This is a genomic window from Pantoea sp. EKM101V (genome assembly GCF_011800325.1).
Lineage (GTDB): Bacteria > Pseudomonadota > Gammaproteobacteria > Enterobacterales > Enterobacteriaceae > Pantoea > Pantoea anthophila.
In genome coordinates, this window is record NZ_JAALFP010000005.1 from 103,713 (window position 1) to 120,694 (window position 16,982).

A 16,982-nucleotide genomic window follows, 5' to 3' on the forward strand; every position below is an offset into this window, starting at 1 on the left:
AAAAGGGCGTTTCAGCTTTCCCGCAGCCAGCTGATCTTCTTACCAAATCCCAGCGCATTGTCGGTCATCTTCACCTCATCAAGCTGAATCTCCCACAGCCGTGCTGAGACTTTGCGCGACACCGGAAACCGTTTCTGATAGGCGGCTCTGGCGACCTTCTCCGTTTCCTCCTCCAGCCGCACAATCCGGCCACGATACTGCACCCCTTTTATCAGCAGCACGCTTCTGGGCTGGCCATTGACGGTGCCCGCGACCTGCGGGTTCTTCAGCATCAATGCCCCGTGACGGGTGTCAGGCTCAGTCATAATCCAGAACACCATGCGCGCTTCATCGAAGACGTAGTAGCAGTTGGCGCACCAGAGTTGATCGTCGGCGGCAGAGCAGAGAGAAAGCACATGTTGCTTTCGGAGATAGCGAACCAGATGGGCGTGATCGGACAAGGTAAACTCCTGGCGATGCACCGGAGCGTGAAGCGCGCTACACTGCCCGGCACTTTTTTTTGGGAAATGATTGCGAATGAGTCAGCAGTGGCAACTCTACATCGTCCGTACGGCGAAAGGGAGCCTGTACACCGGCATCACCACGGATGTGATGCGCCGGTTTGATCAGCACCAGACCGGACGCGGCGCCCGCGCGTTGCGCGGCAAAGGTCCACTGGCGCTGGTGTTTCACTGTGATGCAGGTGACCGTGCCAGCGCCTCCAGACTGGAGTATCAGGTCAAGCAGCTGACCCGTCAGCAGAAACTACAGTTAGTGGCGGGTCAGCCGGTCAGCCTGGAGAGCTGGCTGGGTATTACAGCAGGCGATTAAAGGGCTCGGCGAAGTCGATCTCCCCGTCTGCGCCCTCAAACGCCGTCTCTGCCAGGCGATAGACCTGGAACGTCGCCTCGCTGTCCGGCCAGCGGCTGTGCAGGCCGACGCGGGCTGCCGGTTCAAAGCCAAAGCGGCTGAAGAACGCCGGATCGCCCAGCACGACCACCGCGCTGTAACCGAACTCGTTGAGGGTATCCAGTCCTTCATAAATCAGTTTGCTGGCAATGCCCTGCCCGCGCAGCGTCTCATCCACCGCCAGCGGGGCCAGCGCCACCCAGCCACGATCTTCACCTTTAACGCTGACCGGACTGAATGCAGCATAACCCAGCACCTGTCCCTCATCATCAGTGGCGACCACGCCTAAGGTTAACAGGCCATCTTCGCGCAGCGACTGCGTCAGTTCCGCCTCGGCGGGCGACGTGAAACAGCGTTTGAGCAGCGTGTCGATGCCTGCGGCATCCACGCCAATTTCGCTACGGATCAACATAGGGCACCTGCGCGAGCCTGTCCGGCCTTCGCGTCCTGTTTCATCCCGGCGTCGACAAAGGCCGCCATCTGCTGAATTGCCGTGCGTAACGCGGTGGGCATAGCCTCGGGTTCAATAGCATCCATTACGTTCTTCACCTCAAGTCCCAGTTCAGTGTCCCCTTCAATCACCAGACGGCGTTGAAAGAAGAGCATGTCGGGATCTGCTTTACGTGCTGCCACCAGCAACAAATCATTGGCATTGCCCCGAAACCAGACATCCGCTTCGGACTGTTGCAATACCACCAGCCGGCCGTCCTGCAGCGTGGTAATCCATTGCAGATTGAGATCGGCAATCCCGATACCCAGCAGGCGACCTTCCAGAAAGTCTAACTCACCTTCAGCTAAAGCATGACGAAATTGCCAGTTTAAGAGTTGTTGCAGAAGCCGCTTCTTGACCGGGAATGGGGTAAGCGCTGCGGGTAAACCTAAGATTTCCGGAGCCTTTTTTACAAAATGGGCATGAATCCGCTTTAACACTTTTGTCCCTCCCTTCAGAAAATTTTACGTATATTGCCATATCCGTTTCGACACACCTCATCCGGGATCAATAAAAATCGCGCTCCCGGGAGGAAAAAAAAAGCCGCGCCGGCAGGGAGGAACGGAAAATTCACTGCCCCAAATCAATACGCCTCCCGGCGCAGATGCCTAGACTCGACGCCCATCTGCATGTTGAGAGGAACACCTATGGAACTGCTCTGCCCGGCAGGCAACCTGCCCGCAGTGCGCACCGCCGTCGAGAATGGCGCGGATGCGGTCTATGTGGGGCTGAAAGATGACACCAACGCCCGCCACTTCGCGGGCCTGAACTTCACCGACAAAAAGCTGGCCGAAGCGGCTCGCTATCTGCATCAGCATCGCCGCAAACTGCATGTGGCAATCAATACCTTCGCCCATCCGGACGGCATGGGACGCTGGCAGCGGGCTATTGATGTGGCGGCGCAGAACGGGGCCGACGCGCTGATCCTCGCCGATATCGCCACGCTGGAGTATGCGGCGACGCACTATCCCCAGGTGGAGCGCCATCTCTCCGTGCAGGCGTCAGCCACCAATCTGGAGGCGATTCGCTTTTATCATCGCCATTTTAACCTGCAGCGTGTGGTGCTGCCGCGGGTGCTCTCTCTGCATCAGGTAAAGCAGCTGGCGCGCAGCACGCCGGTGCCGCTGGAGGTGTTCGCGTTTGGCAGCCTGTGCATTATGGCGGAAGGCCGCTGCTACCTCTCCTCGTGGCTGACCGGTGAGTCGCCTAACAGCGCCGGTGCCTGTTCTCCGGCGAAATTTGTGCGCTGGCAGCAGACGCCGCAGGGTATGGAATCCCGCCTGAACGAAGTGCTGATCGATCGCTACGCGGCGGATGAAAGCGCGGGTTACCCGACACTGTGCAAAGGACGGTATGAGGTCAGCGGCCAGCGTTATCACGTGCTGGAAGAGCCCACCAGCCTGAACACGCTGGAGCTGCTGCCGGAACTGCTGCGGGCCGGGGTCGCCTCGGTCAAGATCGAGGGTCGCCAGCGCAGTCCCGCCTATGTTGCTGATGTCGCGCGCGTCTGGCGTCAGGCGATCGACCGCTGTCAGGCCCGGCCGGAACAGTTTGAGGTGGCGCCCCCGTGGATGCAGACGCTGGGCGATCTCTCTGAAGGCACGCAAACCACGCTGGGTGCTTATCACCGTGAATGGCAATAAGGAGTCATGATGCAATATGCCGTCGGGCCGGTGCTCTGGTACTGGCCAACCCCCACGCTGGAGGAGTTTTACCAGCAGGCTGCCCGCAGTAGCGCGGAGATTATTTACCTCGGCGAAGCGGTGTGCAGTAAACGCCGCGCGACGCCTTATGGCCGCTGGATGGAGATGGCCCGTGACGTCGCGGCCAGCGGCAAACAGGTGGTGCTGAGCACCCTGGCGCTGCTGCAGTCCCCCTCTGAACTGAAAGAGCTGCAGCGTTATGTCGAAAACGGCGAGTTCCTGATTGAAGCGAATGATATCGGCACGGTTAACATGGCCGCTGAGCGCCGCCTGCCCTTTGTGGCAGGCCCGACGCTGAACGTCTACAACGCTGACACCCTGCAACTGCTGGTCAGGGAGGGAATGACGCGCTGGTGTATGCCGGTTGAGATGTCACGCGACTGGCTGCTGCAGCTGCTGGAACAGTGCGAAACGCGCGGTATCCGGCAGCAGTTTGAGGTGGAGGTGATGGGCTACGGTCATCTGCCGCTGGCGCTCTCGGCGCGCTGCTTTACCGCCCGCTCGGAAAACCGCGCGAAGGACGATTGCGAAACCTGCTGCATCAACTATCCGACAGGCCGCCGCGTCAGCTCGCAGGAGGGGCAGCCGGTGTTCGTGCTCAACGGCATTCAGACCATGAGCGGCTACTGTTACAACCTGGGGAACGATCTGGCGGGGATGCGGGAGTGGGTCGACTGCGTCCGGCTCTCTCCGCAGGACAGCACCACGCTGGCAGAGATAGACCGTTTCCGGGCCAATGAGAATGGTCAGGCTCCGTTAATGGTCGCGAAAGGCTGCGATTGCAATGGTTACTGGCGCAAACTGGCGGGTATGACGCTGGCATCCTGAGTAAAAGCACATACCGGCTATATTCCTGCTGAGGTTAGCAGTTTTAATATAAGGAATGATGCGTAATACTAAATGATGCAGACTTTAATGCCTGCGCCATACAACGGGAGTAGTCATGTCTGATAAAAAACCTCTTCGCCTGTCCGTGCTGGATCTCGCGCCGATCCCTCAGGGTGCGACCGCACGGGATGCGTTCCACAATTCGCTGGCGCTGGCGCGCCAGGCTGAAAAACTGGGCTACCAACGCTACTGGCTGGCTGAACATCACAACATGACGGGGATTGCCAGTGCTGCGACGTCGGTGCTGATCGGCTATCTGGCGGCCAATACCGAGACGCTGCAGCTGGGATCGGGCGGCATCATGCTGCCTAACCATGCGCCACTGGTCATTGCCGAGCAGTTTGGCACACTGGCTTCTCTCTATCCCGGCCGTATCGATCTCGGCCTGGGTCGTGCGCCCGGCTCTGACCAGCGCACGATGATGGCGCTGCGTCGTCATCAGGCCAGCATGCACGCCGACACCTTTCCTGAAGATGTGGCTGAACTGATTAACTGGTTTGATGCGGACGCGGATGCACAGCCGCCGGTGCAACCGGTGCCGGGCCTCGGCCTGAAGATCCCGGTCTGGCTGCTCGGCTCCAGCCTCTACAGTGCACAACTGTCAGCCCGGATGGGTCTGCCATTTGCCTTCGCCTCACATTTTGCGCCGGATCAGCTGTTCCAGGCGCTGCACGTCTACCGCGAAAACTTCCAGCCCTCGGCGCGACTCGACAAGCCGTATGCCATGGTCTGCATCAACGTGGTCGCCGCTGACAGCGAGCGTGAGGCACGCTTCCTGTTTACCTCGCAGCAGCAGCAGTTTATCAACCTGCGCCGCGGCAAACCGGGCCCGTTACCGGCGCCGGTTGAGAACATGGATAACCTCTGGTCACCGTCAGAGCAGTATGGGGTTCAGCAGGCGCTCAGCATGTCGCTGGTCGGCGATGGGGACAAGGTGCGCCACGGGCTGGCGTCACTGATGCGTGAAACCCAGGCGGATGAGATCATGGTCAACGGCCAGATTTTTGACTCCGCGGCGCGCCTGCGCTCCTTCGCCATTGCGATGGAAGCCGCCAGCAGCCTGTAGTCAGTTCTGCGGTGGGGGCACGGTCTCCGCGCTCACCGCCAGCTGACGACTGTCCCTGGCCGGGGATTGCCCGTAAAGGCGGCGATACTCCCGGCTGAACTGTGACGCACTCTGATACCCTACCCGATAACCTGCCGTCCCGGCATCCAGCTTTTCCACCATCATCAGCCGTCGCGCCTCATTCAGCCGCAGCTGTTTCTGATACTGCATCGGCGTCATTGCCGTGACCGCTTTGAAGTGATGATGCAGCGAAGAGATGCTCATGCCGACACTGCTGGCGAGCTGGTCAATCTTCAGCGGCTGATGAAAATTCTCCCGCAGCCAGCGGGCCGCCTGCGCCACCCGGTTACCCGGCCGCTCAGCCAGCGCCATATTCAGAATGCGCGACCCTTCCGGTCCGGTCAGCAGCCGGTAGAAAATCTCCTGCTCGATCAGCGGGGCGAGCGCCGGGATATCCTCAGGATGGTCAAGCAGCCGCACCAGCCGCGTTACCGCCTCCACCAGCCACGGCGACATCTTGTGCACGGTAATGCCGCGTTCGTTGCGGGCCGTGGCGGGTGACAGCGTCGGGGGAAACTGGTCGAGGTAGCGCATCAGCCGGGATTCATTGATGGCGATGCCAATCCCCAGGTTAGGTTTTTCCGGCGTGGCGACCGTGACGCAGGCGCGCACCGGCATATCCAGCGTCACCAGCAGCAGATCGCCCGGGCCATAATGCAGCACCTCATCACCGATGTGCAGCGCCTTGCTGCCCTGTGCGACCAGCGCGAAACTGGCCCATTGGGCAAAGTGCGCGGGCTTTGTCGGTGCGGAGCTGCGCCCAAAGAACAGGTAGTCAATGGCACTCGCGTGCCGTCCATCCTCCGGCGCATGCCGCGCAATCAACCGGGCCAGCGCCTGCCACGTATCATTCTCTGTCACCAGGTCATCTCCCTTCATCATCTCAGCCGATATTACCTGAGCCGGTGCGCCATGCCTGTGTCGCAGCGACACTTTTGCAGGATCGGGCAAAAAGCTTGCAGGATTGCGCTACCCGGATGGGTCACCGGCGCGCATAGTCTGTCAACGCAATCATTACGGCGGAGATCAGGATAATGAAGGCACTACAGAATAAAATCGCGCTGGTAACGGGAGCATCAAAAGGCATTGGTGCTGCTATCGCCATCGCCTTTGCGACGGCGGGCGCACGGGTAATCGTCAATTATCAACAGGACGAGGTGGGTGCGGCTGACGTGGTCAGCGACATTCTTGCCCTGGGCAGTGACGCGGTGGCGGTGCAGGCGGATATCTCTGTGCAGCAGGACGTGGAGCGGCTGTTTGCAACCACCGTCGCCTGTTTCGGCGCGCCAGATATTGTGGTGAATAACGCGGGCCGCTTTCATCACGGCGCTTTTGAGGCGCTGACCCAGGAGGAGATACAGCAGCAGATCAACGTTAACCTGCTTGGCACGCTGCTAGTCTGTCAGCAGGCAATTCATCACTTTCCTGCCCACGGCGGTACCCTTATCAACCTCAGCGCCCTGAGCAGCCAGAACAGCACGCCGGGTTCCGTGCTCTGGGCGGCGACCAAGGGCGCGGTGGATACGCTGACACAGGGGCTGGCGCGCGAACTGGGTGCCAGAAACATTCGGGTTAATGCCCTGGCACCGGGAATGATTATGACAGAGGGATTGCTGGCGGCGAAGAGGATGAGCCCGCAGCTTAAAGCGCAACTGCTGGCCGCCACGCCGCTGGGGCGTTTTGGTCTGCCGGAAGATGTGGCACAGGTGGCGCTGTTTCTGGCCTCGGAGGAGTCCGCCTGGGTCAGCGGCGAGCGCGTCATCATCAGCGGCGGAGCCTGATCGGCATAAAAAAAGGGAAGCCAGTGGCTTCCCTTTTTGTTACGACATGAGGTCGTTATGCGTCACGACGACGTGGTGCGGCTGCGCCATCTTCACGACGTGGACCACGGCCGCCTTCGCGGTTAAAGCTGCGACCGCCTTCACGACCACCGTCACGGCGCTCAGAAGAGAAGCGACGACCACCTTCACGGTTGCCAGCGCCTGGGCCATTGCGACGATCGCCACCGGCCGGACGACGGTCACCACGACCTTCGTTTGGCTGAGCATCACCCAGTAACTGCATATTCATCGGCTTGTTCAGAATACGTGTACGGGTGAAGTGCTGCAGCACATCGCCTGGCATGCCTTTCGGCAGCTCGATAGTCGAGTGGTTACCGAACAGCTTGATGTTACCGATGTAACGGCTGCTGATGTCGCCTTCGTTAGCGATCGCGCCAACGATGTGACGAACTTCAACACCATCATCGCGACCCACTTCGATGCGGTAGAGCTGCATCTCGCCAACGTCACGACGTTCGCGACGTGGACGGTCGCCATCGCGGCTGTCACGTGGACCACGCGCTTCGCGGCTGTCACGACGGCCATCACGATCGTCACGATCGCGGTATTCACGACGTGGCGGACGTGGCGCTTCCGGTGGCAGAATCAGAGGACGTTCGCCCTGTGCCATCTTCAGCAGTGCCGCGGCCAGCGTTTCCAGATCCAGTTCGTCTTCTGGCTGCATTTTAGTCAGCAGAGCACGGTACTGATCCAGATCGCTGCTTTCCAGCTGCTGCTGAACTTTCGCGGCAAACTTCGCCAGACGACGCTGACCCAGCAGCTCTGCGTTTGGCAGTTCAACTTCCGGAATAGTCAGCTTCATCGTACGTTCGATGTTGCGCAGCAGACGACGCTCGCGGTTCTCAACGAACAGCAGCGCGCGGCCAGCACGACCGGCACGACCGGTACGGCCGATACGGTGAACGTAAGATTCTGCATCCATCGGGATGTCGTAGTTAACCACCAGGCTGATACGCTCAACGTCCAGGCCACGGGCCGCAACGTCAGTCGCAATCAGGATGTCGAGACGACCATCTTTCAGGCGCTCCAGCGTCTGCTCACGCAGTGCCTGGTTCATGTCACCGTTCAGCGCGGCGCTGTTGTAGCCACTGCGCTCCAGCGCTTCTGCAACTTCCAGGGTCGCGTTTTTGGTACGTACGAAGATAATCGCCGCATCAAAATCTTCCGCTTCCAGGAAGCGAACCAGTGCGTCAGTTTTACGACCGTAAGCGGTCCAGTAGCTCTGGCTGATGTCAGGACGCGTGGTCAGGCTTGACTGAATACGCACTTCCTGTGGATCTTTCATGAAGCGTTTCGTGATGCGACGAATCGCTTCTGGCATGGTGGCAGAGAACAGAGCGGTCTGATGACCTTCCGGGATCTGCGCCATGATGGTTTCAACGTCTTCGATGAAGCCCATACGCAGCATTTCGTCTGCTTCGTCCAGCACCAGGCCGCGCAGGTTAGAAAGGTCTAACGTGCCGCGTTTCAGGTGGTCCAGCAGACGGCCTGGCGTACCCACAACAACCTGTGGTCCCTGACGCAGTGCACGCAGCTGCACGTCATAACGCTGGCCGCCGTACAGGGCAACCACGTTCAGGCCACGCATGTGTTTAGAGAATTCGGTGACAGCTTCAGCAACCTGAACCGCCAGCTCGCGGGTCGGTGCCAGCACCAGGATCTGAGGTGCTTTTACAGAAGGGTCAATGTTGTTTAACAGCGGCAGAGAGAACGCCGCAGTTTTACCACTCCCGGTCTGCGCCATACCTAACACGTCACGGCCCGCCAGCAGGTGAGGAATACACTCAGCCTGGATTGGGGAAGGCTTTACGTAGCCCATGCCATTCAGTGATTCAAGGATGTCGGCGTTCAGGCCAAGGTCAGCAAAAGTGGTTTGAATATCAGTCATGTAGTACACGTGCCTCTTAGATTGCGGCGGCCAGTCTACATAACTCGTCGTGAAAACTTTCAGTCATTTTCATCAAAAAGTGTGAACCGGCTCAAATTAGAAGTTTTGACGAACAGAAAAGCCCTCATCCCTGAAGATGATGACTTTACAGGTGTTACGGGCAAATTTAGTTCGTCAGCTATTGCTGGTCAGATTCTGATAAATCGTCTTGTGCCTGGCCGAGTTGCGCCAGTTCCAACAATGCGTATCGGTGTTCAACAAAGTTATTGACGTTGTTGGCCACCGCCAGTTTGAACAACGCTTTCGCGTCGTCCTTCTCCCCCAGACTTAGGTAGTACTTACCTAAATAGAAGTTGGTTTCACTGAGATGTTCAGCGAGCGAGGTGTTATCCGTTGCGTCCGCCTTGAGACTTTCCATCAACGTTTTCTCGTTGATATCTCCAAGGTAGAACTCGACAATATTCCATCCCCATTGGTCTCTGACCGCTTTGTCATGACGCTGTTGAAGCGCGACTTTTGCCTTGTCGGCATCCATCTCACGTTCAGCCAGATAGAGCCACAGACTGCGGAAAGGATCGTTAGGATCGTCTTGATAAAACGCCAGCAGATCATCTTGCGCTAACTTGTATCGACCGCCGTAATAGAGGGCGATACCACGGTTTAAATGCGCATAGTTGTAAGTTGGATCAAGCTCAAGTACAGAATCGAACGCTTCATAGGCGGCATCAAAGTTGCCCGCCTGCGTTAAATATATGCCTAAGTAGTTAAACACTTCGGGCATATCTGGTCTTATAGACAGCGCTTGCGAAAAATCGTTCCGCGCTAATGCCCGCAGACCTAAACTATCATACAACACTCCGCGCTCATATAACAGCTGTGCGCGTTCATCATCGGTGAGAGCGCGACTGGCAAGTATTTGTTCCATGCGCGCCAGTATCACTTCCTGCTGCAGTGTGGGCTGTAACGGCACTGCAAGAACTTCGTTCTTACGCCAATTGGAGTTGCTGCATCCTGCCAGCGTTAAAGCTGTCGCAACAAAACACCAGCGCAGAAAAGGCTTCATTTCCCACTCCCGAATACAAACATTGGGATAACCATCCTGTCATCCGCCTGCTGTGCACAAGGATTCCCGCCCTCGCGATGACACAAACGCCCCTCTCTGCCAGGCAAAGAGGGGCAAATCAGCAACGACTTATTCAGCGGCAGGTGTGGTCACCGCTGCAGCTTCTTCAGCCTGCGGCTTAGATTCTGTCGCTTCTTTGATGCTCAGACGTACGCGGCCCTGGCGATCAACTTCCATCACCTTCACCGGCACTTCCTGACCCATCTGCAGATAGTCAGTCACTTTCTCAACGCGCTTATCGGCGATTTGCGAAATGTGAACCAGACCTTCTTTACCACCGCCGATGGCGACGAAGGCACCGAAGTCAACGATACGGGTCACTTTACCACTGTAAATGCGGCCCACTTCGATCTCTGCGGTAATCTCTTCGATACGACGGATCGCTTCTTTCGCTTTCAGACCATCGGTCGCAGCGATTTTCACGGTGCCGTCATCTTCGATTTCGATCGTTGTGCCGGTCTCTTCGGTCAGTGCACGGATCACTGAGCCGCCTTTACCAATCACATCTTTGATCTTGTCAGAGCTGATCTTGATGGTGTAAATGCGCGGTGCGAATTCAGAAATCTCAGTACGTGGCGTGCTGATAGCCTGTTCCATAACGCCCAGGATGTGCAGACGCGCACCCTTAGCCTGGTTCAGCGCTTCCTGCATGATTTCACGCGTGATGCCTTCGATTTTGATGTCCATCTGCAGCGCGGTGATACCTTCACGGCTACCGGCCACTTTGAAGTCCATGTCGCCCAGGTGATCTTCGTCGCCCAGGATGTCAGACAGAACCACAAACTTCTCATCTTCTTTCACCAGACCCATTGCAATACCTGCAACAGCGGCTTTGATTGGTACACCTGCATCCATCAGCGCCAGTGAGGCACCGCAGACAGAGGCCATTGAAGAGGAGCCGTTAGATTCGGTGATTTCAGACACCACACGCACGGTGTAAGGGAAATCTTCCGCTTTCGGCATAACCGCTAACACACCGCGTTTCGCCAGACGACCGTGACCAATTTCACGACGCTTCGGCGAACCGACCATGCCGGTTTCACCGACAGAGTACGGAGGGAAGTTGTAGTGGAACAGGAAGCTGTCAGTGCGCTCGCCCATCAGCTCATCCAGGTTCTGCGCATCGCGGGTGGTACCCAGCGTTGCCGTTACCAGTGCCTGCGTCTCACCACGGGTGAACAGGGATGAACCGTGAGTACGTGGCAGCACGCCAGTACGCACGTCCAGACCACGGATCATATCCTTTTCACGGCCATCGATACGCGGCTCGCCGTTCAGGATACGGGTACGAACAACGTTCTTTTCCAGGCTATGGACGATGTCGCTGATTTCAGCGCTATCCAGCGTCTCATCTTCAGCCAGCAGCGCAGCAATGGTTTCGTCTTTGATGACGCCAACCTGCGTGTAACGCTCCTGCTTATCGGTGATACGGTAAGCATCGCTGATGCGCGCTTCTGCCAGTGCAGCAACGCGTGAAATCAGCGGGGTGTTGGCGGCTTCTGGCTGCCAGTCCCAGCGTGGTTTGCCCGCTTCAGCAACCAGCGCATTGATGTTTTCAATAACAACCTGCTGCTGATCGTGGCCAAAGACCACGGCGCCCAGCATCTGCTCTTCTGACAGGATCTCAGCTTCAGATTCCACCATCAGAACGGCATTCTGCGTACCGGCAACCACCAGGTCCAGACGAGACTGTTTCAGCTCATCCGCTGTCGGGTTCAGAACGTATTGATCGTTGATGTAACCAACACGCGCAGAACCGATTGGGCCATTGAACGGCAGACCCGAGAGTGACAGCGCGGCAGAAGCACCGATCATAGCAACGATATCAGGATGAACCTGTGGGTTTACAGAAACCACGGTCGCAATGACCTGAACTTCGTTAACGAAACCTTCCGGGAACAGCGGACGAATCGGGCGGTCAATCAGACGCGCAATCAGCGTTTCGCCTTCGCTTGGGCGGCCTTCACGACGGAAGAAGCTGCCTGGGATACGACCAGCAGCGTAGGTACGCTCCTGATAGTTCACGGTCAGTGGGAAGAAGTCCTGACCGGGTTTAGTTTTTTTCTGGCCGACGACAGTGACGAATACCGCGGTATCGTCCATGCTCACCATAACAGCAGCAGTCGCCTGGCGCGCCATCATGCCGGTTTCCAGCGTGACGGTATGTTGACCATATTGGAATTTGCGTACGATCGGATTCAGCAAAATCAAAGTCCTTAACTTCGGGGCAAGGCTATCTGTAGCCCGCCATTGATTACCAATCTCCAGCTGCATCCTCGCGACTAATGACAACCCTCGACCGCCCCTGCGGTAAAGCCTCTCATTAGCCGCGCGAAATTCTGCAAACTAAAGATCACACTAAGCAACAATACATCAGTTTGGCCCGGATTGCTGCCGATTGCTCAAAAAAAGGGGCCATAAAGGCCCCCTTTTCATGAAACTCGCACAAATCTGATCGTCTGCTGCACGCCGCGTTAATCGCTGCATGACGCCCTGACGACCCGATTTTTCAGACTTAGCGACGCAGACCGAGGCTTTCGATCAGGCTGCTGTAGCGCGCAACGTCTTTACGCTTCAGGTAGTCCAGCAGCTTACGACGCTGAGATACCATGCGCAGCAGACCGCGACGGCTGTGGTGGTCTTTTTTGTGCTCAGAGAAGTGACCCTGCAGATGGGTGATCTGCGCGGTCAGCAGGGCAACCTGAACTTCAGTTGAACCGCTGTCGTTAGCACCACGGCCATATTTAGCAACGATCTCTGCTTTAGCTTCTACGCTTAGAGACATAATAAACTCCGGTATAAAATGAATGTATGGGTGCCGATCTCTAATTCAGCATCCCGCTTTTAAAGCCGCGCTATTCTACTCTGCGCCCGATAGCAACGCAAATGCCCCATCAGCGAAAAGTGAAGGCACGACTTAATCCTGATACTCCACGACTAAGCGACGGGGTGCCAGACGGCCATCGTCGGCAATTTCAGCCATCCCGATGAACTTACGCGCCTCACCTTCGGACACCCTGACCAGCCCCTGCGCGGGCGCCTGACTGGCCTGAACCGGCTGACCCTGGCGGAAAAACGCAGCCACGGCAGGCGGGATGTTTACTTCCGGGAAATCGGACGCAGGACTGTCCATTGGCAACAGTAGCGGATCGAGCTGCGTTTCCAGAGGAAGGCCGGCTTCTGTCGCTTCCGCCAGCAGGGTGTTGAGCTGTTCCAGCGTCACCATCCTTTCATACGGATAACGGGCAACCTGAACGCGACGCAGCATGATGACATGCGCTCCGCATCCCAGCTTCTCACCGAGATCGTCGATGATGCTGCGGATATAGGTGCCTTTCGAGCAGTGAATTTCCAGCTCCAGCTCGTTATCCTGCCAGCGAATAAACTGCAGTTCGTAGACCGTGATTGGACGCGGTTCACGCGCAATCTCAATGCCCTGACGCGCATATTCATACAGGGGACGTCCCTGATGCTTCAGCGCCGAAAACATTGAAGGCACCTGCAGGGTCTCACCGCGGAAGCTCTCCAGCGCGCTGTCGAGGTCGGCCTGACTGAAGGTGACCGGACGTGTCTGAACGAGGTTGCCATCGGCATCTGACGTGTCGGTCCGCTCACCCAGCCGCGCAATCACGCGGTAGCGCTTGTCGGAATCCAGCAGATACTGTGAAAACTTGGTCGCTTCACCCAGGCAGATCGGCAGCATGCCGGTTGCCAGCGGGTCAAGCGCGCCGGTATGGCCTGCGCGGTTAGCGTTAAATATCCGCTTCACCTTCTGCAGGACATCGTTCGACGAGACGCCTTGCGGCTTATCCAGCAGCAACACGCCATGGACGTCGCGGCCGCGACGACGCGGACGACTCATTACGCCTCCTCGTCATCGCCGGTGGCGTCAGAGCCACGGCGCTCGGCATCGTTTTTCACGACGCTTGTGACGAGATTGGACATGCGCATCCCTTCAACCAGGGAGTTGTCGTAGAAGAACGTCAGCTCCGGCACGATACGCAGACGCATCGCTTTACCCAGCAGAATGCGGATGTAGCCTGACGCTTCTTTCAGCGCTTTCAGACCCTGTTTCACCGCGTCCTCATCCTGGTCATTCAGGAAAGTGACGAACACTTTTGCGTAGGCGAGATCGCGTGACACTTCAACGCCGGATACGGTGACCATCATGCCCAGACGCGGATCTTTGATCTCACGCTGCAGGATCATCGCAATCTCTTTTTGCAGCTCTTGTGATACGCGCTGCGGGCGACCAAATTCTTTCGCCATCATTATTTCTCCCAAATAATTCGGGAGGCCAGAGGCCTCCCAAATTGCAACACATCAGCAGTCGATTACTCGATGGTGCGTTTAATTTCGATGATTTCAAACACTTCGATCATATCGCCAACGCGAACGTCGTTGTAGTTCTTCACGCCGATACCGCACTCCATGCCGTTACGCACTTCGTTAACGTCATCTTTAAAGCGACGCAGGGATTCCAGCTCGCCTTCGTAAATCACCACGTTATCACGCAGGACACGGATTGGGTTGTGACGCTTGATGTTACCTTCCGTCACCATACAACCGGCAATCGCGCCAAACTTCGGTGATTTGAACACGTCGCGGACCGCAGCCAGACCGATAATCTGCTGTTTGTACTCTGGTGCCAGCATACCGCTCATCGCCGCTTTTACTTCGTCAATCAGGTTATAGATGACGGAGTAGTAGCGCAGATCCAGGCTTTCTGCGTCAATGACGCGACGCGCAGAGGCATCGGCACGCACGTTGAAGCCCAGGATGATGGCGTTAGAGGCAGCCGCCAGGGTTGCATCGGTCTCGGTGATCCCGCCCACGCCTGAACCGACAATCTTCACCTTCACTTCGTCGGTAGAGAGTTTCTGCAGGGAGTCAGAGATCGCTTCCACAGAACCCTGAACGTCCGCTTTCAGAACGATGTTCAGTTCAGAGACTTCGCCTTCGGTCATGTTGGCAAACATGTTCTCAAGCTTAGATTTCTGCTGGCGAGCCAGTTTAACTTCGCGGAATTTGCCCTGACGATAGAGCGCCACTTCACGTGCTTTCTTCTCGTCACGTACCACGGTCGCTTCATCACCCGCAGCCGGCACGCCGGAGAGGCCCAGAATCTCAACCGGGATAGACGGACCCGCTTCCATGACTTCGCGACCCAGTTCATCGCGCATTGCACGAACACGGCCATATTCGAAGCCACACAGGACGATGTCGCCTTTGTTCAGCGTACCTTCACGAACCAGCACGGTTGCAACCGGACCACGACCTTTGTCGAGGAACGATTCGATAACCACGCCGCTCGCCATACCGGCACGGATAGCCGTCAGCTCCAGGACTTCCGCCTGCAGCAGGATAGCGTTAAGCAGGTCATCAATGCCGGTACCCGCTTTCGCAGAGACATTAACGAACATGTTTTCGCCGCCCCACTCTTCCGGAATGATTCCGTACTGGGTCAGTTCGTTTTTAACGCGATCCGGATCCGCTTCTGGCTTATCGCACTTGTTCACCGCAACCACAACCGGCACTTTGGCCGCTTTGGCGTGCTGAATAGCTTCGATGGTCTGAGGCATCACGCCATCGTCTGCGGCAACGACCAGGATAACGATATCGGTCGCCTGCGCACCACGTGCACGCATCGCGGTAAACGCGGCGTGGCCCGGGGTGTCCAGGAAGGTGATCATACCGTTGTCAGTTTCAACGTGATAAGCACCGATGTGCTGAGTAATGCCGCCCGCTTCGCCAGAGGCGATTTTGGTCGAGCGGATATAGTCCAGCAGTGAGGTTTTACCGTGGTCAACGTGACCCATGATGGTAACCACCGGCGCGCGAGCTTCCTGCGCGGCATCGGTGTCACGATCGTCCATTACCGCCTCTTCCAGCTCGTTTTCACGACGCAGGGTCACTTTGTGGCCCATCTCTTCTGCGACGAGCTGTGCGGTTTCCTGGTCGATGACCTGGTTAATGGTCGCCATCGCGCCCATCTTCATCATCGCTTTAATGACCAGAGAACCTTTCACCGCCATTTTGTTCGCCAGTTCGGCTACGGTGATGGTTTCGCCAATCACAACATCGCGGTTCACGGCCTGAGCGGGTTTGTTGAAGCCCTGCTGCAGTGCGCTTGGTTTACGATGTTTGCCACCTTTACCGCCACGAACCTGTGCACGCGCTTCTTCGCGGTCAGTTTTCGCTTCGGAATGTTTGTTGCCTTTTTTCGCCGGACGCGTTGCTTTCGCCGTGGTACGCGCACGCGCACGGCCAGCTTCTACCTGACGGTCGTTTTCATCTTCCGCCTGACGGGCATGGGTTGAAGTGGTGACGTGATAGTCGCCTTTATCCTCTTCTTCCGGCTTTTCCCACTCGGCTGATTTCTCTTCAGCCAGACGGCGGGCTTCTTCGGCTACGAGGCGGGCCGCCTCTTCGAGCTTACGGCGAGCTTCTTCTTCCGCTTTACGCTTCAGTTCAGCTGCTTCAGCTTCGCGACGGGCTTTGTCAGACTGCGCAGCCCTGGTCACTTCGTCGGTAGGTTGATTTGTCACTTTGTCATTTTCCGCTGCTGCACGTTTGGCCTTCTCAGCGGCTTCGCGCCTGGCTTTATCTTCGGCTTCACGTTGCGCTTTCTGTTCAGCTTCGCGACGGGCTTTCTCTTCAGCCTCGCGTTGCGCCTGCTCTTCCGCTTCACGCTGCGCCTCGGCTTCAGCTTCTGCCTGAGCTTGCTCAGCCTCTGCATCACCCTTCACATAGGTACGCTTTTTGCGGACTTCAATTTGCACCGATTTACTTTTACCCCCGGTGCCTGGAATATTCAAGGTGCTGCGCGTTTTACGCTGCAGCGTCAGCTTAGCTGAACCGACCTGGCCGTGTTCACGGTTCAGATGAGATAGTAAGGTTTCTTTCTCTTGCTGGGTCACGGCGTCATTTTCAGACTTAGGGATCCCCGCATCAGCAAATTGCTGTACCAGGCGATCGACCGGAGTCTGAATTTCTGCGGCCAGCGATTTTACGGTTACATCTGTCATGCTGTTC

Annotated in this window: 17 protein-coding genes; 5 read left to right on the forward strand and 12 right to left on the reverse strand. The window is 57.2% G+C overall.

Going from position 1 to position 16,982, the window contains the following annotated elements:
* Window positions 1–11: 11 nt before the first annotated feature.
* Window positions 12–440 carry a YhbP family protein gene (locus HFD92_RS09930; protein WP_167428877.1) on the reverse strand — a complete coding sequence of 143 codons (429 nt, stop codon included), beginning with the start codon at window positions 438–440 and terminating at the stop codon, window positions 12–14.
* A gap of 76 nt (window positions 441–516) precedes the next feature.
* Here HFD92_RS09930 and HFD92_RS09935 point away from each other — a divergent pair, with 76 nt between their 5' ends.
* Window positions 517–810: a GIY-YIG nuclease family protein gene (locus HFD92_RS09935; protein WP_009092393.1), complete on the forward strand. Its 294-nt coding sequence runs from the start codon at window positions 517–519 to the stop codon at window positions 808–810.
* Here HFD92_RS09935 and HFD92_RS09940 read toward each other — a convergent pair.
* Both HFD92_RS09940 and HFD92_RS09945 read right to left on the reverse strand, forming a co-directional pair.
* Window positions 794–1,300 (reverse strand): GNAT family N-acetyltransferase, encoded by a 507-nt coding sequence (locus HFD92_RS09940; protein ID WP_167428878.1) that lies wholly within the window; start codon window positions 1,298–1,300, stop codon window positions 794–796. The two genes, HFD92_RS09935 and HFD92_RS09940, sit on opposite strands and share 17 nt — an antisense overlap.
* Window positions 1,294–1,818: an SCP2 domain-containing protein gene (locus HFD92_RS09945; protein ID WP_009092395.1), complete on the reverse strand. Its 525-nt coding sequence runs from the start codon at window positions 1,816–1,818 to the stop codon at window positions 1,294–1,296. Before HFD92_RS09945 ends, HFD92_RS09940 begins: the two co-directional genes overlap by 7 nt.
* Window positions 1,819–2,025: 207 nt before the next feature.
* On the opposite strand from HFD92_RS09945, the gene HFD92_RS09950 reads away from it, so the two are divergent.
* The 3 genes from HFD92_RS09950 to HFD92_RS09960 all read left to right on the forward strand — a co-directional run bounded on the left by HFD92_RS09950 (window position 2,026) and on the right by HFD92_RS09960 (window position 5,035).
* Window positions 2,026–3,021, forward strand: coding sequence for a peptidase U32 family protein (locus HFD92_RS09950; protein ID WP_167428879.1), 996 nt, complete (start codon window positions 2,026–2,028; stop codon window positions 3,019–3,021).
* Between the two features lie 9 nt (window positions 3,022–3,030).
* On the forward strand, window positions 3,031–3,909 hold the full coding sequence (locus tag HFD92_RS09955) for a U32 family peptidase (RefSeq protein ID WP_167428934.1): 879 nt from the start codon (window positions 3,031–3,033) through the stop codon (window positions 3,907–3,909).
* 115 nt (window positions 3,910–4,024) lie between these two features.
* Window positions 4,025–5,035 carry a luciferase-like monooxygenase gene (locus tag HFD92_RS09960; protein ID WP_167428880.1) on the forward strand — a complete coding sequence of 337 codons (1,011 nt, stop codon included), beginning with the start codon at window positions 4,025–4,027 and terminating at the stop codon, window positions 5,033–5,035.
* Here HFD92_RS09960 and HFD92_RS09965 read toward each other — a convergent pair whose 3' ends face one another.
* On the reverse strand, window positions 5,036–5,956 hold the full coding sequence (locus HFD92_RS09965; RefSeq protein ID WP_185185202.1) for an AraC family transcriptional regulator: 921 nt from the start codon (window positions 5,954–5,956) through the stop codon (window positions 5,036–5,038). It lies immediately after the preceding gene.
* A gap of 173 nt (window positions 5,957–6,129) precedes the next feature.
* On the opposite strand from HFD92_RS09965, the gene HFD92_RS09970 reads away from it, so the two are divergent.
* Window positions 6,130–6,876 carry an SDR family NAD(P)-dependent oxidoreductase gene (locus tag HFD92_RS09970; RefSeq protein WP_167428882.1) on the forward strand — a complete coding sequence of 249 codons (747 nt, stop codon included), beginning with the start codon at window positions 6,130–6,132 and terminating at the stop codon, window positions 6,874–6,876.
* A 55-nt stretch (window positions 6,877–6,931) separates the two neighbouring features.
* Here the strand turns inward: HFD92_RS09970 and HFD92_RS09975 are convergent, their stop codons facing one another.
* The 8 genes from HFD92_RS09975 to infB all read right to left on the reverse strand — a co-directional run bounded on the left by HFD92_RS09975 (window position 6,932) and on the right by infB (window position 16,975).
* Window positions 6,932–8,824 (reverse strand): DEAD/DEAH family ATP-dependent RNA helicase, encoded by a 1,893-nt coding sequence (locus tag HFD92_RS09975; protein WP_009092402.1) that lies wholly within the window; start codon window positions 8,822–8,824, stop codon window positions 6,932–6,934.
* Window positions 8,825–8,840: 16 nt separating this feature from the next.
* A complete protein-coding gene (yrbN, locus tag HFD92_RS21900) occupies window positions 8,841–8,897 on the reverse strand; it encodes a protein YrbN (RefSeq protein ID WP_098053093.1) in 57 nt (18 codons plus the stop codon).
* Between the two features lie 105 nt (window positions 8,898–9,002).
* Window positions 9,003–9,887 (reverse strand): lipoprotein NlpI, encoded by an 885-nt coding sequence (nlpI, locus tag HFD92_RS09985; RefSeq protein ID WP_009092404.1) that lies wholly within the window; start codon window positions 9,885–9,887, stop codon window positions 9,003–9,005.
* A 129-nt stretch (window positions 9,888–10,016) separates the two neighbouring features.
* Window positions 10,017–12,152 carry a polyribonucleotide nucleotidyltransferase gene (gene pnp, locus HFD92_RS09990; protein ID WP_058957631.1) on the reverse strand — a complete coding sequence of 712 codons (2,136 nt, stop codon included), beginning with the start codon at window positions 12,150–12,152 and terminating at the stop codon, window positions 10,017–10,019.
* A 310-nt stretch (window positions 12,153–12,462) separates the two neighbouring features.
* Window positions 12,463–12,732: a 30S ribosomal protein S15 gene (gene rpsO, locus HFD92_RS09995; protein ID WP_003851063.1), complete on the reverse strand. Its 270-nt coding sequence runs from the start codon at window positions 12,730–12,732 to the stop codon at window positions 12,463–12,465.
* 132 nt (window positions 12,733–12,864) lie between these two features.
* On the reverse strand, window positions 12,865–13,809 hold the full coding sequence (gene truB, locus HFD92_RS10000; RefSeq protein WP_167428883.1) for a tRNA pseudouridine(55) synthase TruB: 945 nt from the start codon (window positions 13,807–13,809) through the stop codon (window positions 12,865–12,867).
* Entirely contained in the window at window positions 13,809–14,216 is a 408-nt protein-coding gene (rbfA, locus tag HFD92_RS10005; protein ID WP_009092407.1) for a 30S ribosome-binding factor RbfA, read from the reverse strand. The genes truB and rbfA overlap by 1 nt, the downstream gene beginning before the upstream one ends.
* A gap of 65 nt (window positions 14,217–14,281) precedes the next feature.
* The gene (gene infB / locus HFD92_RS10010; RefSeq protein ID WP_009092409.1) at window positions 14,282–16,975 is read right to left on the reverse strand and encodes a translation initiation factor IF-2; all 2,694 of its coding nucleotides are present in this window, start codon (window positions 16,973–16,975) and stop codon (window positions 14,282–14,284) included.
* Between the last annotated feature and the right edge of the window lie 7 nt (window positions 16,976–16,982).